36 protein-coding genes are annotated in these 19,045 nt (G+C 65.6%); 30 read left to right on the top strand and 6 right to left on the bottom strand.

The genetic code is table 11. The features are described 5' to 3' along the window. The first annotated feature begins 16 nt into the window (after positions 1-16). The 8 genes from NM2_RS21560 to NM2_RS21595 all read left to right on the top strand — a co-directional run bounded on the left by NM2_RS21560 (position 17) and on the right by NM2_RS21595 (position 3,579). Positions 17-208, top strand: coding sequence for a hypothetical protein (locus NM2_RS21560; protein WP_067671717.1), 192 nt, complete (start codon positions 17-19; stop codon positions 206-208). Continuing rightward, on the top strand, positions 205-546 hold the full coding sequence (locus tag NM2_RS21565; RefSeq protein ID WP_067671720.1) for a hypothetical protein: 342 nt from the start codon (positions 205-207) through the stop codon (positions 544-546). The genes NM2_RS21560 and NM2_RS21565 overlap by 4 nt, the downstream gene beginning before the upstream one ends. Continuing rightward, positions 543-773: a hypothetical protein gene (locus tag NM2_RS21570; RefSeq protein WP_067671723.1), complete on the top strand. Its 231-nt coding sequence runs from the start codon at positions 543-545 to the stop codon at positions 771-773. Before NM2_RS21565 ends, NM2_RS21570 begins: the two co-directional genes overlap by 4 nt. A 106-nt stretch (positions 774-879) precedes the next feature. Further along, complete coding sequence (locus NM2_RS21575; protein ID WP_067671726.1) at positions 880-1,221, top strand: hypothetical protein; 342 nt, start codon at positions 880-882, stop codon at positions 1,219-1,221. Then, positions 1,218-1,433 carry a hypothetical protein gene (locus NM2_RS21580; protein ID WP_067671729.1) on the top strand — a complete coding sequence of 72 codons (216 nt, stop codon included), beginning with the start codon at positions 1,218-1,220 and terminating at the stop codon, positions 1,431-1,433. Before NM2_RS21575 ends, NM2_RS21580 begins: the two co-directional genes overlap by 4 nt. Before the next feature lie 32 nt (positions 1,434-1,465). Beyond that, complete coding sequence (locus tag NM2_RS21585; RefSeq protein ID WP_157121220.1) at positions 1,466-1,681, top strand: hypothetical protein; 216 nt, start codon at positions 1,466-1,468, stop codon at positions 1,679-1,681. Further along, entirely contained in the window at positions 1,678-2,067 is a 390-nt protein-coding gene (locus tag NM2_RS21590; RefSeq protein WP_067671736.1) for a hypothetical protein, read from the top strand. The genes NM2_RS21585 and NM2_RS21590 overlap by 4 nt, the downstream gene beginning before the upstream one ends. 384 nt (positions 2,068-2,451) lie before the next feature. Beyond that, positions 2,452-3,579, top strand: a complete 1,128-nt coding sequence (locus NM2_RS21595; RefSeq protein WP_067671739.1) for a hypothetical protein — start codon at positions 2,452-2,454, stop codon at positions 3,577-3,579. 3 nt (positions 3,580-3,582) lie between these two features. Here NM2_RS21595 and NM2_RS21600 read toward each other — a convergent pair whose 3' ends face one another. Beyond that, positions 3,583-4,362 carry a TRADD-N-associated membrane domain-containing protein gene (locus NM2_RS21600; protein WP_067671742.1) on the bottom strand — a complete coding sequence of 260 codons (780 nt, stop codon included), beginning with the start codon at positions 4,360-4,362 and terminating at the stop codon, positions 3,583-3,585. 313 nt (positions 4,363-4,675) lie between these two features. On the opposite strand from NM2_RS21600, the gene NM2_RS21605 reads away from it, so the two are divergent. From NM2_RS21605 to NM2_RS49200, 19 genes are all read left to right on the top strand, one after another. Next, the gene (locus tag NM2_RS21605; protein WP_157121222.1) at positions 4,676-5,179 is read left to right on the top strand and encodes a hypothetical protein; all 504 of its coding nucleotides are present in this window, start codon (positions 4,676-4,678) and stop codon (positions 5,177-5,179) included. A gap of 173 nt (positions 5,180-5,352) precedes the next feature. After that, complete coding sequence (locus NM2_RS52605) at positions 5,353-5,487, top strand: hypothetical protein (protein ID WP_281182521.1); 135 nt, start codon at positions 5,353-5,355, stop codon at positions 5,485-5,487. A 151-nt stretch (positions 5,488-5,638) separates the two neighbouring features. Next, on the top strand, positions 5,639-6,046 hold the full coding sequence (locus NM2_RS21610) for a hypothetical protein (protein ID WP_067671748.1): 408 nt from the start codon (positions 5,639-5,641) through the stop codon (positions 6,044-6,046). Continuing rightward, positions 6,043-6,453 (top strand): hypothetical protein, encoded by a 411-nt coding sequence (locus tag NM2_RS21615; RefSeq protein WP_067671751.1) that lies wholly within the window; start codon positions 6,043-6,045, stop codon positions 6,451-6,453. Before NM2_RS21610 ends, NM2_RS21615 begins: the two co-directional genes overlap by 4 nt. Then, positions 6,453-6,725, top strand: coding sequence for a hypothetical protein (locus NM2_RS21620; RefSeq protein WP_067671755.1), 273 nt, complete (start codon positions 6,453-6,455; stop codon positions 6,723-6,725). Before NM2_RS21615 ends, NM2_RS21620 begins: the two co-directional genes overlap by 1 nt. Further along, positions 6,722-6,985 carry a hypothetical protein gene (locus NM2_RS21625; protein WP_067671758.1) on the top strand — a complete coding sequence of 88 codons (264 nt, stop codon included), beginning with the start codon at positions 6,722-6,724 and terminating at the stop codon, positions 6,983-6,985. Before NM2_RS21620 ends, NM2_RS21625 begins: the two co-directional genes overlap by 4 nt. Continuing rightward, positions 6,982-7,359 (top strand): hypothetical protein, encoded by a 378-nt coding sequence (locus tag NM2_RS21630; protein ID WP_067671761.1) that lies wholly within the window; start codon positions 6,982-6,984, stop codon positions 7,357-7,359. The genes NM2_RS21625 and NM2_RS21630 overlap by 4 nt, the downstream gene beginning before the upstream one ends. Before the next feature lie 56 nt (positions 7,360-7,415). After that, the gene (locus tag NM2_RS21635; RefSeq protein ID WP_067671764.1) at positions 7,416-7,808 is read left to right on the top strand and encodes a hypothetical protein; all 393 of its coding nucleotides are present in this window, start codon (positions 7,416-7,418) and stop codon (positions 7,806-7,808) included. A 78-nt stretch (positions 7,809-7,886) separates the two neighbouring features. Further along, on the top strand, positions 7,887-8,570 hold the full coding sequence (locus tag NM2_RS21640; protein WP_067671767.1) for a hypothetical protein: 684 nt from the start codon (positions 7,887-7,889) through the stop codon (positions 8,568-8,570). Between the two features lie 74 nt (positions 8,571-8,644). Continuing rightward, positions 8,645-8,809 carry a hypothetical protein gene (locus tag NM2_RS49195; protein WP_157121223.1) on the top strand — a complete coding sequence of 55 codons (165 nt, stop codon included), beginning with the start codon at positions 8,645-8,647 and terminating at the stop codon, positions 8,807-8,809. A 121-nt stretch (positions 8,810-8,930) separates the two neighbouring features. Beyond that, positions 8,931-9,284 carry a hypothetical protein gene (locus NM2_RS21645; RefSeq protein WP_067671770.1) on the top strand — a complete coding sequence of 118 codons (354 nt, stop codon included), beginning with the start codon at positions 8,931-8,933 and terminating at the stop codon, positions 9,282-9,284. Between the two features lie 113 nt (positions 9,285-9,397). After that, positions 9,398-9,766, top strand: coding sequence for a helix-turn-helix domain-containing protein (locus tag NM2_RS21650; RefSeq protein ID WP_157121224.1), 369 nt, complete (start codon positions 9,398-9,400; stop codon positions 9,764-9,766). Position 9,767: 1 nt separating this feature from the next. Further along, entirely contained in the window at positions 9,768-11,387 is a 1,620-nt protein-coding gene (locus NM2_RS21655) for a terminase large subunit domain-containing protein (RefSeq protein WP_084531399.1), read from the top strand. Between the two features lie 76 nt (positions 11,388-11,463). After that, entirely contained in the window at positions 11,464-11,586 is a 123-nt protein-coding gene (locus NM2_RS52610; RefSeq protein WP_281182525.1) for a hypothetical protein, read from the top strand. Between the two features lie 79 nt (positions 11,587-11,665). Beyond that, positions 11,666-12,292, top strand: a complete 627-nt coding sequence (locus tag NM2_RS21660) for a hypothetical protein (protein ID WP_067671776.1) — start codon at positions 11,666-11,668, stop codon at positions 12,290-12,292. 133 nt (positions 12,293-12,425) lie between these two features. Further along, positions 12,426-13,079 (top strand): hypothetical protein, encoded by a 654-nt coding sequence (locus NM2_RS21665; RefSeq protein WP_067671779.1) that lies wholly within the window; start codon positions 12,426-12,428, stop codon positions 13,077-13,079. A 39-nt stretch (positions 13,080-13,118) separates the two neighbouring features. Continuing rightward, positions 13,119-13,424, top strand: coding sequence for a hypothetical protein (locus NM2_RS21670; RefSeq protein WP_067671782.1), 306 nt, complete (start codon positions 13,119-13,121; stop codon positions 13,422-13,424). Positions 13,425-13,506: 82 nt separating this feature from the next. After that, positions 13,507-13,785 carry a hypothetical protein gene (locus NM2_RS21675; protein ID WP_157121225.1) on the top strand — a complete coding sequence of 93 codons (279 nt, stop codon included), beginning with the start codon at positions 13,507-13,509 and terminating at the stop codon, positions 13,783-13,785. Between the two features lie 80 nt (positions 13,786-13,865). Next, on the top strand, positions 13,866-14,024 hold the full coding sequence (locus NM2_RS49200) for a hypothetical protein (protein WP_157121226.1): 159 nt from the start codon (positions 13,866-13,868) through the stop codon (positions 14,022-14,024). A gap of 167 nt (positions 14,025-14,191) precedes the next feature. Here the strand turns inward: NM2_RS49200 and NM2_RS21680 are convergent, their stop codons facing one another. After that, positions 14,192-15,811, bottom strand: a complete 1,620-nt coding sequence (locus tag NM2_RS21680; RefSeq protein ID WP_157121227.1) for a pentapeptide repeat-containing protein — start codon at positions 15,809-15,811, stop codon at positions 14,192-14,194. Positions 15,812-15,859: 48 nt separating this feature from the next. After that, positions 15,860-16,012: a hypothetical protein gene (locus NM2_RS49205; RefSeq protein ID WP_157121228.1), complete on the bottom strand. Its 153-nt coding sequence runs from the start codon at positions 16,010-16,012 to the stop codon at positions 15,860-15,862. 116 nt (positions 16,013-16,128) lie between these two features. On the opposite strand from NM2_RS49205, the gene NM2_RS21685 reads away from it, so the two are divergent. Continuing rightward, entirely contained in the window at positions 16,129-16,458 is a 330-nt protein-coding gene (locus NM2_RS21685) for a hypothetical protein (RefSeq protein WP_245718151.1), read from the top strand. On the opposite strand, the gene NM2_RS21690 is transcribed toward NM2_RS21685, so the two are convergent. From NM2_RS21690 to NM2_RS21700, 3 genes are read right to left on the bottom strand one after another with little or no spacing between them, the layout of a single operon-like run. Next, positions 16,448-17,302: a DUF5753 domain-containing protein gene (locus NM2_RS21690; RefSeq protein WP_067671792.1), complete on the bottom strand. Its 855-nt coding sequence runs from the start codon at positions 17,300-17,302 to the stop codon at positions 16,448-16,450. The genes NM2_RS21685 and NM2_RS21690 overlap by 11 nt on opposite strands. Continuing rightward, on the bottom strand, positions 17,283-17,801 hold the full coding sequence (locus NM2_RS21695; protein ID WP_067671795.1) for a DUF6879 family protein: 519 nt from the start codon (positions 17,799-17,801) through the stop codon (positions 17,283-17,285). Before NM2_RS21695 ends, NM2_RS21690 begins: the two co-directional genes overlap by 20 nt. Then, on the bottom strand, positions 17,785-18,003 hold the full coding sequence (locus NM2_RS21700) for a hypothetical protein (protein WP_067671798.1): 219 nt from the start codon (positions 18,001-18,003) through the stop codon (positions 17,785-17,787). The genes NM2_RS21695 and NM2_RS21700 overlap by 17 nt, the downstream gene beginning before the upstream one ends. 444 nt (positions 18,004-18,447) lie before the next feature. Here NM2_RS21700 and NM2_RS21705 point away from each other — a divergent pair, with 444 nt between their 5' ends. Both NM2_RS21705 and NM2_RS49210 read left to right on the top strand, forming a co-directional pair. After that, positions 18,448-18,702 (top strand): hypothetical protein, encoded by a 255-nt coding sequence (locus NM2_RS21705; protein ID WP_067671801.1) that lies wholly within the window; start codon positions 18,448-18,450, stop codon positions 18,700-18,702. Then, positions 18,699-18,872 carry a hypothetical protein gene (locus NM2_RS49210; protein WP_157121229.1) on the top strand — a complete coding sequence of 58 codons (174 nt, stop codon included), beginning with the start codon at positions 18,699-18,701 and terminating at the stop codon, positions 18,870-18,872. Before NM2_RS21705 ends, NM2_RS49210 begins: the two co-directional genes overlap by 4 nt. Positions 18,873-19,045 lie beyond the last annotated feature (173 nt).

Consider the following 19,045-nt stretch of genomic DNA (forward strand, 5'->3'; position numbering starts at 1 on the left):
ACGAGAGCCAAACACCGTGAATCCGAACGATTTCAGCCGCCGGGTCACCGGCGGCGTGCAAGAACCCAACGCCCAATCGCGGCAGTTCGCACGCGGCTGCCGCGACACCTTCAACGCCCTGGTAGCGGAGGGATTCTCCGAACCCCAGGCCCTGCACATCATCGGCGTGATGATCAGCGCCAACGGTCGGCGGGGCGATACCCCGTGACCGATATCAGCGACCACCTGGACGCACTGCACGCGGACCCGTCCCCGGTGGCGCGCATCGTGTCCCGCCTCCTGGATGACGTGACCGGCCGCAACGGCTGGGACGGCGAATGGGAAGCGATGGACTCCGACACCCAGGCCGAGATCCTGACGGACTGGCAGCAGATCGTGAACGACGTCCTGGCCGAAGCCGACACCACCGTCTCCCCCACCGGCATGGTCCGCGTCTACGTCCACCCCTCCGGCGGTGACCGCGAGCGCATGGCCGCCGAGGTGCGGACCGTAATCGCCGCGCTGACACAGGCTTTCGTACCGGCCGCCGAATCGAACCCGTCGTGATCATCACGTTCTGGTTCGCGATCACCCTGACCATCATCTTCGTCGGCCTGGCGAGTCTCGGGCGACTCGTCACCGACACGTTCCTCGGCGACACCCTCCTACCCCTGATCGTCCTGGCGGCCGTCCTCGCGTTGGCCGTCTGGTCGGTGTTCGTCGGCTGGTTCGCCCTCCACTCCATCGGCGCCGTATCCGCGGTACGGATCACTCCCCTCGAAAGGAATCTCTGATGCTGGAACACCTGTTGCGGTACTGGTTCGGCCATCACCCGATCGGCACCCTCGAGCAGCATGTCCCCGTCTACCAGACCCCGATCCTGTTCGAGCAGCCATGGGGATGAACTCACCGAAAATGGTGGCGTACCTGCTGATCCCGGTCGTGTTCGCGGCCGGGGCAGCGGCAGCGCTGGCGAGCTGCACCAGCCTGAACCAGGACACGCACGCGAATTGCCTTGTGCTGTCCAGGGACCGGCTGATCGAAAAGGGCACGTCCGGTCAGAAGCGCGTCACGACCAGCTGCGGCACGTTCGCGGTGGAAGACAACATCACCAGCGGATTCAACTCCTACGACGTGTTCATGTCGCTGGAGCCCGGCCACCGCTACGACATCCGCACCGGCGGGTACCGACTCGGGCCGCTGTCCTCGTTCCCCACCGTCATCAAGGTGACCCCACGATGACCACCGAACCGCGCTGCCGATGCCTGCACACCGCACACCAGCACTCCGCGATCTTCGGTGTGTGCCGCGCACCCGCCGCGTACGCGGGCCTCGCCGGTATGGCCCCGATCACCGGCCGGATCTGCCTGTGCGGCGAATACGAGCCCGAGAGCGGTCCGCGTCTCGGCTGGCGGGAACGGATCGCGCGCATCTTCCGGCGGGTGATCCGGTGAGCCGCCCCCGTACGCCGGCCAAATTCCCGCGCATGAAGTGGCGGGGAGCGAAGCGCCGGTTCCGGCGCGGCGGGATCATCCTGGGCCGGGAGATTCGCGTTCGGCTCGCCCCGGATGAATGCGTGGTCGCGATCCGAGACGGGCAATGGCAGTGCCTCCGTACCGATCCCGCCCACACGGCCACCGAGCAGCACCAGACGTTCCCGGCTCGCCTGAACCTGGCCGGACAGCTCGGGAGCCGATCGTGACCGTCATCGAATTCAGACCGCGCCGCGGCCCCGGCCAACATCCGGACGACGTGAGCCCGTCCGGGCTGTGGTGGCTGTCGTTCGTCGACCCCTCCACGTCGGCACCGCTCGACCAGCAGCGGCCCGGCGGCAGCGGATTCCTCGGCGCCTGCATCGTGCACGGCCCCACGTTCATCGAGGCCGTGAAGAACTCGCACCTGATCGGCTGCAACCCTGGTGGCGCACTCATGGCCATCCCCACCAACCGGCCACCACACCGCCTGTGGATCGGCCGACTACTCACCGCGGCCGACATCGACCACCTGGAGGCGACCGAGGCCGGACTCACCGCCGGACAGACAGCCAATTATCTGGGCAGGGAACTCTGGACACGGAAGTACGGCTGAAGACCGAGAGGATACGACTGTGGGGACGATGCCGTTGGCATCGTCCCCACAGTCCAAGTCAATCGGCTGCTCTACCGCTGAGCTACAAGCCCTCGAAGTGGACCAGGTGGGATTCGAACCCACGACCTGCCGAACAGTGGATTACATGATTCGACTCGTTGAGCCGCAACCGTTTCCAGCCGCGCTCGGTAACCCTCCGTAACCCAGTATAGCGGAGTGTGTGCGCCCTGTCTTTCAGGTCTACCGCGACCTCCCCTGCACCCCGGGACCATTCAGCCCCCAGCGCGCACGCCATCGGTTTCCACGTCCGAAACCTCGTGCCAGCAACCACTGTTCTGGGTGGCCTCGATACCGAAAACCGTTCTGCTGGAGCACAATGCAGAGATGCTCGATCAACGCCAACTCTGCTCATGCCACGATCCGGAGACCGAAGTCCTCACAAGGCATGGGTGGCTCCCGTTCCCAGCGCTCACGATGGAGAATGAGCTGGCGACGGTAGATCCCGAATCCCGCGAGGTCACGTTCGAGCGGCCGCTTCGCGTCGTCGCCAAACGCTATACCGGCGATCTTTGCCGTGTGTCGAATACCTCGAAAGACTTTGCGGTCACGCCAGACCACCACATGCTCGTCCGGAAGTGGAACGAACGCTACCGCCGCCTCGATGACCGATACAGCTTCGTGAATATGGCCGACATTGGTTGGTACTCCGGCCTGATGGCAAGCGTCCACCAGGCTGGCGGCACGGAGAGCTACACCATACCTGGTATCCCCGGCTACAAGCGGGCCAGCCAGCGCGAAGACCTCACCGTCTCCATGCCAGCCTGTCTTCGGTTCCTCGGCATCTATCTCGCCGAAGGCACGATGATCAAGCCGACAGGTAAGTCTCCGAACAAGATACAAATCGCAGCGTTCAAGGATCGCGAGAAGACATTCGTGCGCGCGGTTCTCTCCGAGCTGGGCGTCCGCGCCTGCGAATTACGTGACCGCTTCACCTTCGAGAACGGCCGCATCTATCGGCACCTCGAGGGACTCGGATTGAAGGGCGTGCACGCGGCCGACAAGTTTGTTCCCCGGTTCGTCTTCGAGCAGTCGTCTGAGTCGATCGAAGAGCTTCTACGCGGGCATCGGGAAGGCGATGGATCGTTGCAGAACGACGCGTGGACCCATCACACGACCTCGCCGCAACTGGCCGATGACTTGCAGGAGTTGGCGTTCCTCGCTGGCTATAAGACCGGCCGTAGTGTGCGTGCGCCGCGCGTCGCCGTCATGCGGGATGGCCGAGAGGTTCGAGGCAAGCGACCTGAATACTCGGTGCGTGCACTCAAGGGGTCGCAATCGTCGATCGAGCGGAACAAGGAAGTTTCCAGCGGGGCGTACGACGGCATGGTCTACTCCGCCGAGGTATCGACGTTCCATACACTCGTCACCCGCCGAAACGGCCGCATACTGATCTCAGGGAGTTGCACCCACAACGCGCCAGCTCGATCGACCATGGGGCGGACGCCTCAGTAATAATCAGTCACGGCCAGCGCTTCCACTGGGCTTGCTAGTCAGGCGAAACGCTCTGCCGCTCTGCCGCTTTCGCTCAAGGCCTGACTTTGGTGTGCTGGACACTCTGTGTTGCGGCACAATCGCGGCCTGCTTCAGCGCAGCCTCCACCAGCGCCTGATACTGCTTCGGACGCTCTGACTCAGGCATCTGCGTCACGAACCGTTCAGCGGTAAGGAGATAACTCTGCACGAGGGGCTGCTCGAAGTAGTACCGCACTTGGTCCTGCGTTGAGGAATTCAACCGGATGAACGTCTGCGCGATATAGCCGCCCGTCGCCGTACCGACCGCCGCCACGATCGCCGCAGAGTACTTGGTCGCGGCCTGGTCCGCTGCCACCGCAATCCAGAACCCAGCGGCAACGATTCCCAACCCGATTATCATCGCCGCGATGCTGATCCAATGCGAGGTCGAGCCTTGCGTACGCGCCTGAGCGTCGTAGGCATCCATTTGTTTTCTGTTGGCTTGAATCAACCCCAAAAGATCATTCGGCCCGTGGATGTCCTTTATTGCTGACTCAAGCTCGGCCCTGGCCTGTATCAGCTCAATCTGACGGCGACGGATACTAGCCTCGACTTTCGCTATTGCTCCCACCCCGAGGGCGAGGCCGGCAAAACTGGGATAGACCCAGGTCATCCACACACTCCGGTGCGCTTCGCTGGGATACATTGTGGTGGCAACCACCACGATCGCAGCCATGCCGATACCACCGGCCAGCGTCAACGTGGACAACAGCCGCATCCGCATTTCAACGACCCACACCGGTTTTCGAGACCTACGCCTCATGCCCCTGGTAGAGCGACCCCGTCTCGGGACGGCAGGCTGTCGCGGACTGCTCGGTAAAGCCGTCACCGGTGAATCTTCGACCAAATCGTCACCAGATGCCTGGACCGTATCCATCGAAACCCCATATCCGAGATGATTCAACGCTGCGACGAACTCCTATACATCGCCATATCCTGCTGTGCGTTACGCCTCACTTCAGCCGCTGCACCTCGTCCTCTTACCGTTCATCAGGTGAAGATCACCGTTAGCTCTGCGTACAAGGTCAGTGCGTCCGATGACTGATGGGAAACGCCGCCGCGGCAACGCTTCCCCGGCTCCGGACACGATGGCAAAGCAGCAACGCTGCCTCGATCTGGCTGTCCGGGGCCTCACGTACGCGGAGATCGCCGAGGAAGAGGGTTACGCGGGTGAGTCGGGGGCACGCGCCGCTGTGCACGCTGCGTTGAAGCGGGCGGCCACGTCGGCGGCGGAGACGGTGCGGCCGTTGATGATCGCCCGCGCGGAACAGCTGTGGACGCACGGGTTCGGGGTGATGCTCGAGGGTCGTGACGAGCGGGATATCGACAAGTTCGTGAAGGGCGCCAGCGTCGCGGACAAGGCCCTGGCCCGCCTGGTGCGCCTGCACGGCTTGGACCAGGTGCCAGCGGTGCAGGTGACCGTAGAGGGTGCGCCGGATCTGGCGCAGCTGAAGCGGGAGTTCGCGGAGCTGCTGGACGGTGCCGGCGGGGATGTCGTGGACGGGGAGGTGGTCGACGGCGACGCGCCGGATGGTGAATGACGGTGCGCTGCCTACTGATTCGGGTGGGCGCGACCTGGGGGAAGTCTCCGGATTTTCGGGGGTAGACCGGGCGACTGCCTACCACAATCACCTATTGACTACACACATGTGAGTGTGTATTGTCAGTGGTGTTCGACGGATTCAGCCGTCACTTTCCCGGAAGGAACCGGACTATGCGCAACCCCAACAACACCCAGCGACAGCAGGGAACGTGGCTGTTCGACGCCCTGATCCTGATCGTCGCCGGGACCATTTCCATGCTGGTCGTGACCGGCCTGCTGCTGGCCTGGGCCGCCGTCGCCCTCTAGGCCACCCGCCCCCGAGACTCCCCGCGCGCTGGCCCCGCGCGGGGACACCGGCCGCCGGGCGTGCCTCCCATCCCCAGCCACGCCCGGCGGCCACCCATTCACCAAACCAGCACCCGCGCACCGCATCCCCGCGCCCGCCGACAGGAGTCCCATGACCATCATCAACGCCGGAAGCCACATCGCCCCCACCCAGCCGGACGAAGGCTGGACCAACACCCGCGAGAAAGCCGCCCAGTACGCGCGAGAGTGGTTCTGGGACCAGATAACCCGCGACGGCTTCACGGACATCGAGTTCGTGGACACCGGCCGGGAGGACGAGGGCCGCTGGGTGTTCGAGGTCAGACACAAGATCACCGGAGTCGTGGTCGAAATCGAACAGCACGGCATCGACAACCTGGACGCCTACCGCAAACGGCACCTGTTCACGCCGCGCGTCTACTGGAACGGCTCCAGCAGCGCCAACCCGCGCCTGGAGGACTTCGCCGCAGACGGTTTCGAACCCGTCATGACGTACCGCCGCACGGCCGCCGCGACCGAGAACACGGAGGCCCGGCGGTGACCGCGCCCCTGCACTGGGCCACCATCCGATACGACATCACGCCAACCAAGGACGTCTGCGACTGCCTGATCGGCCGCGACCACGACGCCGAGGATCGCGACCCGCGCGCCGAACTCATCGAGCGCCTGGCGCACGCGAACCCCGCGCCCGCGCAGCATCCGCAGGTGTTCTTGGTCGTCACCAGGACGCGCCCCGGCGTCACGAAGTGCACTACCGAATTCGTCTGCACCGCACAGGACGCCGCGTTCGAGCGGCAGGAACACCTCGTGCCGCGCACCCCCGCCGGATGGTGCGTGGACGTGGAGCTGTGGGCCACGTGGCCGCACAACCAGAGCGGCGACTACCAGGACGCGCTACTGATCCGCCACCTGTCCGGCACCAAACCGATCGAGGAAGGGAACGCCTGATGTCCACCTACACCGGCCGCCACCGCGCCACCGTCTCCATCTACCGCCGCGCCCTGTTCGCGGTGACGTTGCACCTGCGCGAATGGCTCACCCTCATCGCACCGACGATCCGCTACCTGTTCGAGCCCGCGTCCGGGATCCTGGCGTCGATCGTCCTGCTGTCGCTCCTGCCGACCCCAGCCGCGGAACTGCTGCACGCGTTCGCGGTCGGCGGGGCCGCGCTGATCCTGGCGTTGTCGGCAATCCTGACCCTGGACACGGCGATCCGATGAGCGTCACCGAGCCGACCGACACCTTGCTCACCTCGTGCGTACTCCCCGGCTGTCGTACGCCCGTCGCGCTGGTCGGCGATGCGTGCGACGGCTGCATTCAGGCGTTCGGGCCGATGCTCCGACACGACCCGGACGGCCAGCGGATGACCGCCGATGAAATCGCCGAGCGCGATCGTTCGATCCACAACGTCTACACCTGGCAAGCCCAGCAACGAAAGGCGAATCAGCTCACCCAGTCCGCAGAACAGCCGCGGCCGTGAACGCGCCCGCCGGCCAATTGCGCCTGGAGCTGTTCGACGCGCGTGACGCCGCGTTCCTCGAGCTGGTGCGCCCGGCGATGTCGGGGCCATGGCGGTGCCCGGCGTGCGACCGGACAGAGCAGCACGAGCAGGGGATAGCGAACAACCACGGCATCACCCGCCGATACCTGCGGCGCCTGCCGGATGGCGAGTGGGTCAACGATGGCGCACCGTATGGCCGGGCCTGGTGTCTGGGGTTGGAGTTGATCGCGAATCACGTTGCGGGCGGGCATGTCCCACATCCGCGTCAGCGAGATGTGTTGGGGCAGCCCAGACCGGATGTTCGGGCGATCTTCCGGGATCGCGTCAATCAGCTTGCGCGTACACACATATAGGTGTAGAGTCGTAGTTGTTCGAGGGAGAAGCCCTCACCCGCCGGAAGGAACCGGACATGCGCAGCACCATCTACAACCCCGCCCAGGCCGCCCGCGTCGCCGACGCCAAAGCGATCCGCCGCCGCGTCCGCGCCCTCCAGGCCCCCGCCCTGGCCCGCTTCAACAACGGCCCGCAGGTCGCCGCCGAACTCGCCACCGGCACCATCGCGACCATCGGCAACCACATGCTGCGGTTCGGCGCGGACAGCGAACTGTGCCGCCGGTACGCCTCGCAGGCGGGCAAGCGCGTGAAGGCCGCCTACATGGCGCGCACCGGCACCGCGCCGCGCAAGGTGTGGACCGTCCGCAACGGCCGCGCGATCGAGGTGTTCGCGTACGCGGCCGACGACGCGGCCGTGGCCGCGGGGTTCGCCTCCTACGCGCAGACCGCCCACCTGGTCGCCGCATAGCCACCCACCCCGGCCCCGCCACCACGGCGGGGCCGGACCGATCGACGGACCGAACCGTCACACCCGGAAGGAACCCCGATGCGCACGCACACCATTCGCCTCGCCGATCGCCAAGATGCGGTCGGCACTGTTCGCGGCGTCACGCCCGTCTTCTACGGGACGGCCAAGCACATTGGGATCGCGCCCGGCACCAACATGCTGATCTTGTACAACGCGGGCCGGGGCACCGCCTACCTGCGCGGGTGGCCGTACGGCGAACCGGCCGGGGATTACGCCGCGCGCATCCTCCACGGCGACGTGCTCGCCATCGGCAAGGACCGGTTCCGGGTGCACTGCCCCGAGAACTGGCCGCGCCGCGAACCCGACCTCCACCTCATCGCCACGACGGAACACGCCGTCACCTACCCGGAAGGAACCGGAATGCCGGACACCGACACGCAGGCACGGATCGCGATCACTGTGCGCCAGGAACCGCGCACGATCGAGGCCGCGCACCTGGATCTGCACGACTACCTGGACGAACTCCGCCTGGACGATTTGCGACGTCTGGTGGAGGCGACCGCGCACATGCCGGCGGAAGCGATCGTGCGTCCTCGTGACACCGGCGTGGATGTCCTGTGGGTCGCCAGCGTGACCAATACGATCCCGGCCGACCGGGGAGACGACGAGGAGACCGAAACCGCGGTGTTGGAGAGTGACGCTGCGTTGGCCGAGTTGCGGCAGCGGCTGGCCGGGGAGGGAGTCATTCCCTCCACCGATTGACGTACACACGTATATGTGTGTATTGTTGGTGTTGTTCGACGGATGAGCCGTCACCCGACCGGAAGGAACCGGCCATGCCTATCCACCTCACCCATTCCCAGGCCGCCATGTTCGCGGACGCTGCGGCCGAGTCCCCCGATTTCGTGGCGTGCGTCTGCTCGTGCGGCGGGGACGGCTGCCAGGCGTGCGGCGGAAGCGGGGAGGTGTGGGTGCACGTCGACGCGTTCGCGCGTCGGTGAGCTTGCGCGGGCCGCTGGCATGATGTCGGCGGCCCACCCCACTTGACGAAACACACACATGTGTGTATTGTAGTTCATGTCAGACGGATCAAGCCGTCACCCAACCGGAAGGAACCGGACCATGACCGCCACCATCGCCACCCCGATCCGCACCGCCGCCCAGCTGGTCGCCGAAGCTCTCGGCCTGGTCGACGACACCCGCATCCGCGTGGAGATCACCCGGGGTGCCAACTGGGACTTCGTGTGGTGCGAGGAGACCGGCCGTCCCGCCGCCGTCACGGTGTCCTGGTGCACCTGGGACGGAGACGAAGCGTCGTTCGCGCCCACCGACCGCACCGTCGCCGGTGACATCGCGGGCGGGTTCATCAACACCATCGCCGCGTCGGACCAGACCGACCCCTGCGAGACGATCACCGTGGAGGTGTCCCGCCAGTGGGTCCGCTACATCCACCCGAACATCGCGGACGCCCTGTGACGCCTACAGGGCTCCGCACCCGCCCCGCCTGGTGGCACGGAACCCCGTGCCACCATTGGGTCCACAACTGCCTACCAACCCGGCGGGCAGTCGCGGACGAGAGGGGCACCAGCGTGGCGGACCAGAAATACGATTTCGGGCGCGGGGGACGGATGCTCGTCTCCCGCGCCTATCTGGGCCTGCAACGCGACGAAATGGCCGCCGCCCTGCGCGTATCCCCCTCCAGCTATCAACGCTGGGAGAACGGCCAGGGCGGTATCCCGCAAGGCGTCTGGACCGAAGTCGAGAAACTGACCGAAGCGTTCGACCAGCGCGTGAACGATCTCCTCGAGCAGGCAGGCGGCGGAGCGCTGAAGGTGCGGATATGGCGCGGGAAGAAACCCGACGCACCGTTCCCGGGTATGTGGCACCGCATCGTCAGTGAGGCCATGCGGGAGAACCCGCAGATCGAACCCGTGTTCCCCGAGGACGACAAGGAGTGACGTGACCGCCGTCGCCGATCGCCTCGCACAGCTCATGGCGCACGCCGAAGGGCTCCCCCCGGAGCAGCGGCGCGCGTTCGAGGTGTGGGCGGCGCAGGAGACGGCGCGACGTACAGCGTTGCGGGCGTGCGCGAACGCGGCCGAGCTGGCGCACCGCATCGATCCCGCCTACGTGATCACTCCGGCCGTGCAGCTGATGGCCGAGCACATCGAACGCGCCGTCACCACACGCGGCGGCCGACTCCTCATCACCTGCCCGCCACAGGAGGGCAAGTCGACACTGGTGGCGGTGTGGACTGTGCTTCGGCAGCTACAGCGGCGGCCCGATTCCCGCATCCTGATCGCCTCCTACAGCGAGGATCTGGCGCGCCGGTCATCGCGGGAGGCCCGCAACGTCCTGATGTCCTACGGGACCGACGCACGGGATCCGCTGTCGGGTGTGCCGCTACCGGACCGGCTGGGCCTGGCCCTGGCCGAGGACCGTTGGGCCGCAGGGAACTGGCAGCTGAAGGGACACAAGGGCGGTGTGGTCGCGGTCGGTATGGGCGGCACCATCACCGGCCGCGCCTGCGATCTGCTGATCATCGACGACCCGCTGAAGGGCATGCAGGCCGCGGACTCCCCCACCGAACGCGCCAAGGTGATCACCGGGTTTCAAGGTGACCTGTCCACGCGTCTCGCCCCGGGTGCGCCGATCATCCTGATTCAAACCCGCTGGCACGAACAGGACCTGGCCGGGCACCTGCTCGAGGAGGACGCGAACCGGCCGCCCGAACACCGAGAGTGGTTGCACGTCAACATTCCCGCTGTCGCGACCGCTGGAGTACCGGACGCGCTGGACCGCCCGGAAGGCGTCCCGCTGGTGTCCGCGCGGGGCCGCACCGCCGAGGACTGGGACCGCACCCGCCGCGCGGTCGGCGAACGCGTCTGGGCCGCCCTGTATCTCGGCGTCCCGACCCCGGTCGGTGGCGCGTTGTTCGCGCCGGAGTGGTTCGACCGCTGGCGATTCGACCAGGCACCGACCATGTATCGACGGCTGGTCGCGATCGACCCTGCAGAAACCGGCACCGGCGATGAAGCGGGAATCATCGGCGCCGGAGTCGCTAGGGACGGCACGGTGGTTCTCGCGGACGACTGGTCCGGGCAGCTGTCGTCGGCCGAGTGGCCGCGCCGGGCCTGCCTGCTCGCGCTCACGACGGGCGCGGATGAGGTGGTGTTCGAGGCATACAACGCGCCCGCCACGTACGGGCAGCTGATCCGCCGCGCGTACAGCGATCTCGCGGCCGAAGCGCTCGATGCCGGCGGATTGGTGGATGGCGTTGTGGTGCCCCAGGATCGGCCGTTCCATGTGACGCCCTGGAAGGGCTCCGGTAATGCGCTGGTGCGCTCTGTGGGCCTGCGGAACGCGACCGCGGTTGGTCGGTGCCGGGTGGTCGGTCATCGGTTGGCGACGATGGAGGCGCACGCGATCCGCTGGCAGGAGGGGCAGCATCAGCCGGACCGGGTGGCCGCCGCGACGATCGCGTATGACGTGCTCAGTGGTGGGGATGGTGCGCAGATGTCCGCGCCGCGCCAGGGCGGTTGGGGCGATATCCCGTCAGGGTTCAACTCCTACCGTTGACAACGCACACATTGGTGTGTATTGTTGGTGTTGTTCGAGGGAATCAGCCCTCACCAACCGGATGGAGCCGGACAGCATGACCCACACCCTCACCTTCGCCACCGGCGGCACGATCACGACCACCGACGCCGAGGAGGCGGCCGAGATGGCCGACTACTACCGCGCCAAGGGCACCGCCGTCACCGTCACCACCAACTGACCACCCCGGGGCCGCCCACACCGGGCGGCCCCACCGCGACGGACCGAACCGTCACCAACCCGGAAGGAACCGGATTCTCATGAGCACCGAACAACTCCCCGCCGTCAACCACGCACTGCTGATCTTCGCTCTCCCGGAGCTGTCGGTCGGCGACGTGGTCACCTACCACGGGTCGATCCGCGCCCATCACGGCGACGAGTTCGTGATCACCGGCAACACCGGTGGCCGCCTGCGGATCCGCGACCGCGCCACGCAGGAAATCTCGATGAGCCAGGTTCGCCGCACATCGGTCCACCCGACCGGCGATGTCGTGGAACTGTGCGACGACTGCCACCACATCGCCGAGGACGCCTACGGCAACGGCCCGTCGTGCCGCAAGGTCAGCTGCCAGTGCCGCAAGCACGGCAGCAACCCCGACCCCACCCCGGCCGTCTCGATGGCCGGGCGGCTGCTGCTGCTCCAGATCAACCGCACCGCCAAGCAGGCTCAGGAGGGCGTCGAAAAGGCCGCGGAGACCCTCGCCAAGGGCCACGCCCACGTCGACGGAACGATGCAGCTGCATCGCGCATCGCACGCCGTCAGACTGTCGGCACTGTTCGAGCTGGCGTCGACCCTGCTGCGCGAATGCCCCGAGCTGGGTCTCACCCGCGATCTGACGCGCGCGGCCCTTCTCGGCAGCCTCGACATCGAACAGTTCGACAACTAGACCCCAGCGCGCGGGCGGCCCGCTTACCGCCGCCCGCGCCCAGTCCTGCAGGGTGTAGCGGTTTCACTCGTCCAACCGAATAATTCGCCGGGCGCCGTATCCGGCGCAACCGAGATGCGCCAAGGAGGACTCGTTGGACGTTGTTGCTGTTGGCGGCCTGGTGGTGGGCGTTGGCTCGCTCGGCGTCGCAGGGTGGGCATTGCGAGTTGCCATTCAATCCAAGCAAGAGAGCGGGAAGGCCAACCAGACGTCGGAACAGGCCCTCGGCGTCGCGAACGAAGCCAACACCATTGCCTACCGATCCGAGGCACGCGAGACCGAGCGGCATGACGTGGACTGGGGCTGGGACTGGGCGGGGCCTGGGTTCCTGGTTCTGACGAATACCGGTGATGATGAGGCCCGAGAGGTCCGCGCCGACATGACAGTGGATGGGGAAACGGTCACAGCTCGAGAGGATGCCGTTCCCGGTCGAGGCGGAGACTTGCGGTTCCGCTTCCCTCTCGCTGCCGCGCGTCGCGCCGATGAGGTTCGTAAGCGACAGGAATACGAGAGGGAAATTACGAGGCAGATAGAGAACCACAAGGAGGCTGAGAGGCAGGCGAAGGAGCGGTACGGCGTTACTCTCTCGGCACGCAACCCATTACAGGACGATTTCCAACGCCAAGCCCTCGCCACCGACGAACAAATGCATCGCTGGTCTCTGCGCGTCGTCTGGGTGAGCCCGCTAGGCCAGCCGCGAACGCACGAGGACGAGGGCTTTTGCGGTCTCAGCCCTCGTCGCGGTTAGCTCCCCGGAACTGCACGCCCAGCAACTACCGTCCGCGCCATGCCGCATGCCCTGACCTCCATTCTCACGCTCGCTGTGTTCGTGCTCTCCGCGGCTCGGTTGACGCGCATCGTCACCACGGACAGGATCGGGGAGCCGATCCGCAAGGCCATCGTGGACAAGTTCGGGAACGCCTCGATGATCACGTATCTGTCGTTCTGCCCGTGGTGTTTGGGCTGGTGGGTGTGCGCGGTGCTGGCGTGGCCTACTGCGGTCGTGGCTGGTTTGCCGTGGTGGTGGGGGTTCGGGTTGTGGCCTGCGGGTTCGTATCTGGTGGGTGTGCTGGCGCGGTGGGATTCTGACTGAAAACGCTTGACTGTACACACATTGGTGTGTAATGTGATTGGTGTTCGAGGGACAAGCCCTCACTCACCGGATGGAGCCGGATATGAGCACTCACACCCACTACCCGTTCTCGGCGCACGTCACCTACCCGGACGGCACCACCCAGGACCTTGACCGGTGGGGCGACTCCGCGACCTTCGCGATCGTCGGCCGCGACATGGTGGGCAAGCGCAACGGGGAGCCGTTCACTGTCGCCCAGATGTGCACCGGCACGCGGGAATTCGCGGAGCTGGCCGCCAAGCGCGATTGGCTGGATCGGTTCGGCGGTGAGTGGTCGGTGGTTCCGGTCACGCACACCAGCCCCGGCAACCTCTGCCACTGACCCACCCCGGCCGCCCCCAGTTGACGCGGGGCGGCCACCAGTTCGACGGATCGAGCCGTCACCCACCGGAAGGAACCGGAATGCCCACTCTCGCTGTCAATTTCCGCCAGCTTGCCACGCTCACCGACGACGGGCTCACCGTCACGGTCGTCCACAACGGCGAACCCACCACGCTGCTGATCCAGGGCATCACCCTGGACAATCTCGCGAATTTCGCTGCCGCCGAACACATGCGATAGCCCCACGCCGGGGCACCCTGCCCAGGTGCCCCGGCCCGCCTTCATCAGACGAAGGCCCGCCGTCAACAAAAGGAAATGAACTAGATTTGCCCACCACAGCCGCAACGATCGCGACCGGTGATGTGTTCCACGACTACCGCCGCTGGCTAGCGCCCGTAGACACCGATCTACTCCCCAGCTGAGCTGTCGAGCGCAATCCCGACTAGTTGACCGAACCTGCGCAGTGCGAGACGAAACCAACTGCGACGACGGGTAACCGATTCGTTGGCGGCGGGTGTTGCCGGAGTCGGGGGCCAATCCTGCGGGCCAACGTTGGATGGCTTCAGGCTGATATCTTGGGACCAGTCGAAGATCGGTTCCGGCGGCCCCCATTGTCTGAGATCGGCGAACAAGATTGGTCGAGTACCGAAGTTCACCATCTTGAATGTGATGAAACCGGAGAATGTTGCGTCACTGAACGAGGCAGGGCCGGAGAATACGGCGCGGTCGAACGAGGCAGTTAAGGTAAACCTAGCGCTGTCGAACGAAGCGTTGCCCAAGAACGTCACGTCGCGGAATCGGGCAGCACCGGAGAACGTCGCGTCGCGGAACTGGGCAGTGCCGGAGAATGCCGCGTGGCTGAACACGATGGTACCGGAGAACATCGCGCTTCTGAACGAGGCGGGATCGGAGAACATCGCTTCGCGGAACGAAACGGGGGAAAAAAACATCGCGCCGTCGAAATAGGCGCTGTCGGAGAACTTCGCGCCGTCAAACGAGGTGGTACCGGAGAACTCTGCCATGTTGAACAATGCGCGGCTGGAAAACGTCGCGTTGTCAAAATAGGCGGTGCGGAAGAACCTCGCACCCTCGAACCAGGCGGTGGAGAACATCGTCTGAGTGAACGCGACGCCGTGGGAAAACGTCGCGCCGGGGAACCGAGCACTGGCAGAGAACCTCGCGCCGCTGAACAGGGCGGTACTCGAAAACGTCGCGTCGTCAAACCAGGCGGTGCCGGAAAACGTCGCGTTATCGAACCGGGCGGCGCCTGAGAACCTCGCAGCGGTGAAGTTCACGTCTTCGAGGTAAGCGGCGCGGAAGTTGAAGTTGGATGTTGACCAACTGTATTCAGCGGTGGGCCGTAGGTGGTCGGCGATGACAGTGACGATGGTTTTGCGAACTTCGCTGTCGTTCTGCCGGTATTCGATGTGTTCTTCGGTCTCACCACGAACTCGGCCGTGGTCGACCCGCGGCGCTTTGATCACGAACTTGGTGCGACCGCTGGCTCCGTGCTCGGTCTTGTAAGGCAGTCGCAGATAGCCACACAGCACGTCGATGCACTGCTGACGGCGCAATCCACGAGATTCGTCGGCGACGCCAGCCATCGCGTAGACCCCGGCGATGCGGACCGCGACGTCAGTGTTGCCGAGTTGTGCTGCCGCAGCACCGAACCGCTCCACGAACCGACCTTGCTCAAGGTCGCGCTGGCGGCGGTAGGCAACGACCAGGGCCACGATGCCGCCGACCCCGGCCACCACGGTGAGCGAGAGTTTGGTGAGGTCGATCGGCGCGGCCCGGGCGGTGCTGGTGGCGATGAATCGATGCAGAACCCATTGCGCACCGAGCGCGATACCGAGACCGAGACAGAGGGCGGCGACGATGGCCGGGAACAGCCCGACTCCGCCCATGAACAGGCCCAGTAGCTTGCGTATCCGAGTGGGCCGGAGCACTGCAACCCAACGTGCGATCTGTGCGCCAGCGCGGCGCAGCCTCCCCATCATCGCTCGATTCTCACCCGAAAAGATCACCAGCGCATCATCATTCGTGCTCTCGTATCCGCGTTCGATCGCGCCCGGTCACCTGCGAGCCCCTGGGCCGAACTCCGGCCAGCCAAGCTGTACTGCGCGCGATTTCAGCAGCAGTTGCATCCGCGACTGGGTGACCCATTCCGCTGGGTCGTCCGGGTCGAGGCCAGCAGCGTGCAGGGCTTCGTAGTCGATGGATTCCATACCTATATGACGCTGGTTGGTTGCTGACGGTGCCGTAGGCGATGTGACTCGCCGGTGGTTGTCCTATCAGGGGTTCGCCGTCCGGCGACGGTAGGCAGCATCTAGGATTCGAAACTATGTTCGAGGCGTGGCCGGAGGAGTTCAGTCCGCCGCTGCGCCGCGCCGTGACCCCTCCGGTGCCGGTCGTGGTCGACCTCAGCAAAGCCATGCCGACCAGGCAGCCGGGCGGATTCGGCCGCGACAAAATCGCCATGAAGATCAAGGTCGGTGGCCTGGACCTCACCGGCCAGGTGCCGGGCCTGCTGCACGCCTGGGCGCGCGTGAACAACGGCAGCTGGCTCGGCCTGGTCGAAATGGTGCTGTGGACGAACAACGGCCACGGGCAACTCCCCGTGATGCAGTGGTGTCCGGCCCCCGCGCTGTCACCTCGGCCGTCTACCGGCTGAGTTCGCCGAGTACATCGAGGATCAGCCGCCGGGCCTGCGGGCCGTAGACCGCTGATTTTTTCAGTTCCTCGAACATCCGCGCGTACAGGTTGCACTCTGCGGGTTGGGTGACCTGGATAGCTGCGGTCGGTGTCTCCAACGCCACCATGTCGTCGTCGAAGATCCAGAACCCGGCCGATGCGACCGCTTCCCGCTCCACCATGAGCGGGATGATGCCGATGGAAATGTTCGGCAGCGCCATCAGCTCGAGGAGTCGCCCCAGTTGCCCGGCCTGCACCTCCGCCGACCCGAACCACGTGCGCAGCGCCTGTTCCTCCAACAGAGCTACGAATCGTTTCCCGCCGCGCTGGAGGATTCGTTGTCGTTCGGCGCGCACCGCTACGGCCTCGGCCACGTCGTTCGGTGTGCCCAGGAACCGGATCCAGAAGGACAGCATGGCCGCGGCGTACTCGGCCGTCTGGAACAGGCCGGGGATCACGTTGTGCTCGTAGATGCGGAACACCTTGGTCTGCTCGTACCGCTTTTGCGTGTGCGCGCCGAGCACTCGTTTCATTCCGGCGCGGCTCTGGCGCCGGAACTCTACGTACGCTTCATCGACCGTGCGGAGTGTGGCGACCAGATCCGGGATCTGATCTTCGGCGGAGCAGGCCCGACACCACAGCCGGATATCGCGGTCGGTCGGGGCCTGCACGCCGTTCTCGATTTTCGACACCCGGGCGAAGTGCCACTCGTTGGCGGCCCCGAGTTCGCGGACCGTGAGACCGGCGGCGTTGCGGAGTTCGCGTAGCCGCCGGCCGAGTGCACGTCGCGCTTCTTGTGCAGCGCTAGACGGGCTTGTAGTCACGGTGCGGGATTGCCAGCTTCCACACTGCGTCGAATGCTGTGCGGCACAGCGTGATGTCGTGCGGGTCGGTCGAGGTGGTCTTGTCGACTCCTAGACCGTCGCCGGAGTAGTGCAGGAATATCACCAGCCGATCATCGAGCAAATAGAAGTCGTTGCCGGGGATGGCGACTGATGACACGCGGTGGCGTGGCACCCATCTGATGTCTTCCCCGGCGTCGACCATCGGTTGAGCGATGCTGTGCGACCAACGTTGGTAGTCGCTCAGCGGCTCGGAGACGATGCGGGCGCGCCGCACGGAGCGTCCGGCAGCAACGTGGGCGCGGAGTGTGGCGCACCAGCCTTGCAGCCATTCGAGATCGTCGGGTTCACCGTTGGCCCACTTCGCCATGTACGGCAGTTCGGTGGCGGTGCCGTATGCGTCGCGGGTTTCGAGGTGAATCGAGGTGTTCCCGAATTCGGTGAGTAGCCGGTCGAATTCGTCGTCACTTATTGAGGTCAATGTCTCCCTGCCCGAAAAACGGAACCAGCCTGTCCGGGATCTCTACACACAGTTCGCCCTCGGGAATGTCCATCTGCGCGAGGGTTTCGGGATCTGTGACCGCCCAGCCCTGCACCACCCACGAGTCGCGGTCGGTGCGGTAGAGCGTCGGTGAGCCCGTTGGATTCGAGCCCGGGTCCTTGGCCACAAACGTTAGACGCATGGTCGATCCTCCACCTACGTTGTTGCGAGTTGTTGCGGACTATCGACCTCATCGTCTCGCGCGACTGGTAGGCAGTCAACCGGTCAGATCGCTCACATATTCGAGCGTACGTCCAGTGCAGCAGGACATCCCACCGTAGGCAGGCGTCACCGTCGCGCTGGACGGCTGTATTCGCAACATTTCGCAACAAGCTTCCGTCCCGGGACAAGCCGCTCATAGCGTGAGATTCGGCCCCACCGCCGGAAGCACCCCTCTCGGTCGCTGATTTGCCGCCAACACCACGCAGCGAAACAGCGAAGCCACCGGCGGCGGGTGCCCTCCAACAGACCGGACCCAAACGAGGCGGACTGCCAAATGAGCACAGGCGCAACGTCACCGGAAGCACTCGCCATTCGGTGTATTCGACCCGACCTGACCACGAACCGTGCTGCGGACGAACAAGCCATGAGCGAGATCGGCGCGCTACTCGGTTACACGGTCGGTGAAGTCGTGGTCATCACCCCGACCATCGAAGGGCCGCTCGTCACGGTCATGGACGCTCTAGCAGCGGCCGGTGCCGACACGGTGATCGTTCCCACGTGGGACCACCTGTACGGCATCGACCGCTACTTGCGGGACATCGTGGGCCTGATCAGCGTCGCCTCCGAACGCACCCGCCAGCGCGCGGGCCAACTCCCCGAACCGGAGGCGTCATCGTGAACGCCACAGAGGACGACTGGTGCGACTGGTGCGGCAAGGAGATCCCGGCACAGACCCGACGCCGCCGCAACGGCCGCGTGTTCTGCGGCGACCAATGTGTCGCCGCCTTCCGCATCAAGGCTGATCCGCCCACGGTCGTCGAGTTGCCCGACCGAATTCAGCGCGGATGAGTCCTAACCTGCCGCACCGCACGCCCGGCGCAACCCACATCCCTCACCCCATCCACCAAACCGCGGCACCATCTGCCGCGCTGCTGATCCGTGTCGCGCAGGGTCTCGACCAGTGGGCCGAGCGCGACCGGAATACCCAGGGGCAATCGAGATCCGAATAGCCCCAGCACAAT

The sequence above is a fragment of the Nocardia miyunensis NBRC 108239 genome (assembly GCF_001613065.1).
Classification (GTDB): domain Bacteria; phylum Actinomycetota; class Actinomycetes; order Mycobacteriales; family Mycobacteriaceae; genus Nocardia; species Nocardia miyunensis.

Excerpts from the sequence above, each read along its gene's own strand:
- NM2_RS21625 (WP_067671758.1), top strand. The coding sequence starts at position 6,722 with ATGAGCGTCACCGAGCCGACCGACACCTTGCTCACCTCGTGCGTACTC.
- NM2_RS49205 (WP_157121228.1), bottom strand. The coding sequence starts at position 16,012 with ATGGAATCCATCGACTACGAAGCCCTGCACGCTGCTGGCCTCGACCCG.
- NM2_RS49195 (WP_157121223.1), top strand. The coding sequence starts at position 8,645 with ATGCCTATCCACCTCACCCATTCCCAGGCCGCCATGTTCGCGGACGCT.
- NM2_RS21645 (WP_067671770.1), top strand. The coding sequence starts at position 8,931 with ATGACCGCCACCATCGCCACCCCGATCCGCACCGCCGCCCAGCTGGTC.
- NM2_RS21640 (WP_067671767.1), top strand. The coding sequence starts at position 7,887 with ATGCGCACGCACACCATTCGCCTCGCCGATCGCCAAGATGCGGTCGGC.
- NM2_RS21585 (WP_157121220.1), top strand. The coding sequence starts at position 1,466 with ATGAAGTGGCGGGGAGCGAAGCGCCGGTTCCGGCGCGGCGGGATCATC.
- NM2_RS21595 (WP_067671739.1), top strand. The coding sequence starts at position 2,452 with ATGCTCGATCAACGCCAACTCTGCTCATGCCACGATCCGGAGACCGAA.
- NM2_RS21575 (WP_067671726.1), top strand. The coding sequence starts at position 880 with ATGAACTCACCGAAAATGGTGGCGTACCTGCTGATCCCGGTCGTGTTC.
- NM2_RS21580 (WP_067671729.1), top strand. The coding sequence starts at position 1,218 with ATGACCACCGAACCGCGCTGCCGATGCCTGCACACCGCACACCAGCAC.
- NM2_RS21635 (WP_067671764.1), top strand. The coding sequence starts at position 7,416 with ATGCGCAGCACCATCTACAACCCCGCCCAGGCCGCCCGCGTCGCCGAC.
- NM2_RS52610 (WP_281182525.1), top strand. The coding sequence starts at position 11,464 with ATGACCCACACCCTCACCTTCGCCACCGGCGGCACGATCACGACCACC.
- NM2_RS21610 (WP_067671748.1), top strand. The coding sequence starts at position 5,639 with ATGACCATCATCAACGCCGGAAGCCACATCGCCCCCACCCAGCCGGAC.
- NM2_RS21705 (WP_067671801.1), top strand. The coding sequence starts at position 18,448 with ATGAGCGAGATCGGCGCGCTACTCGGTTACACGGTCGGTGAAGTCGTG.
- NM2_RS21620 (WP_067671755.1), top strand. The coding sequence starts at position 6,453 with ATGTCCACCTACACCGGCCGCCACCGCGCCACCGTCTCCATCTACCGC.
- NM2_RS21670 (WP_067671782.1), top strand. The coding sequence starts at position 13,119 with ATGCCGCATGCCCTGACCTCCATTCTCACGCTCGCTGTGTTCGTGCTC.
- NM2_RS49200 (WP_157121226.1), top strand. The coding sequence starts at position 13,866 with ATGCCCACTCTCGCTGTCAATTTCCGCCAGCTTGCCACGCTCACCGAC.
- NM2_RS52605 (WP_281182521.1), top strand. The coding sequence starts at position 5,353 with ATGCGCAACCCCAACAACACCCAGCGACAGCAGGGAACGTGGCTGTTC.
- NM2_RS21600 (WP_067671742.1), bottom strand. The coding sequence starts at position 4,362 with ATGCGGATGCGGCTGTTGTCCACGTTGACGCTGGCCGGTGGTATCGGC.
- NM2_RS21685 (WP_245718151.1), top strand. The coding sequence starts at position 16,129 with ATGTTCGAGGCGTGGCCGGAGGAGTTCAGTCCGCCGCTGCGCCGCGCC.
- NM2_RS21605 (WP_157121222.1), top strand. The coding sequence starts at position 4,676 with ATGACTGATGGGAAACGCCGCCGCGGCAACGCTTCCCCGGCTCCGGAC.
- NM2_RS21660 (WP_067671776.1), top strand. The coding sequence starts at position 11,666 with ATGAGCACCGAACAACTCCCCGCCGTCAACCACGCACTGCTGATCTTC.
- NM2_RS21700 (WP_067671798.1), bottom strand. The coding sequence starts at position 18,003 with ATGCGTCTAACGTTTGTGGCCAAGGACCCGGGCTCGAATCCAACGGGC.
- NM2_RS21675 (WP_157121225.1), top strand. The coding sequence starts at position 13,507 with ATGAGCACTCACACCCACTACCCGTTCTCGGCGCACGTCACCTACCCG.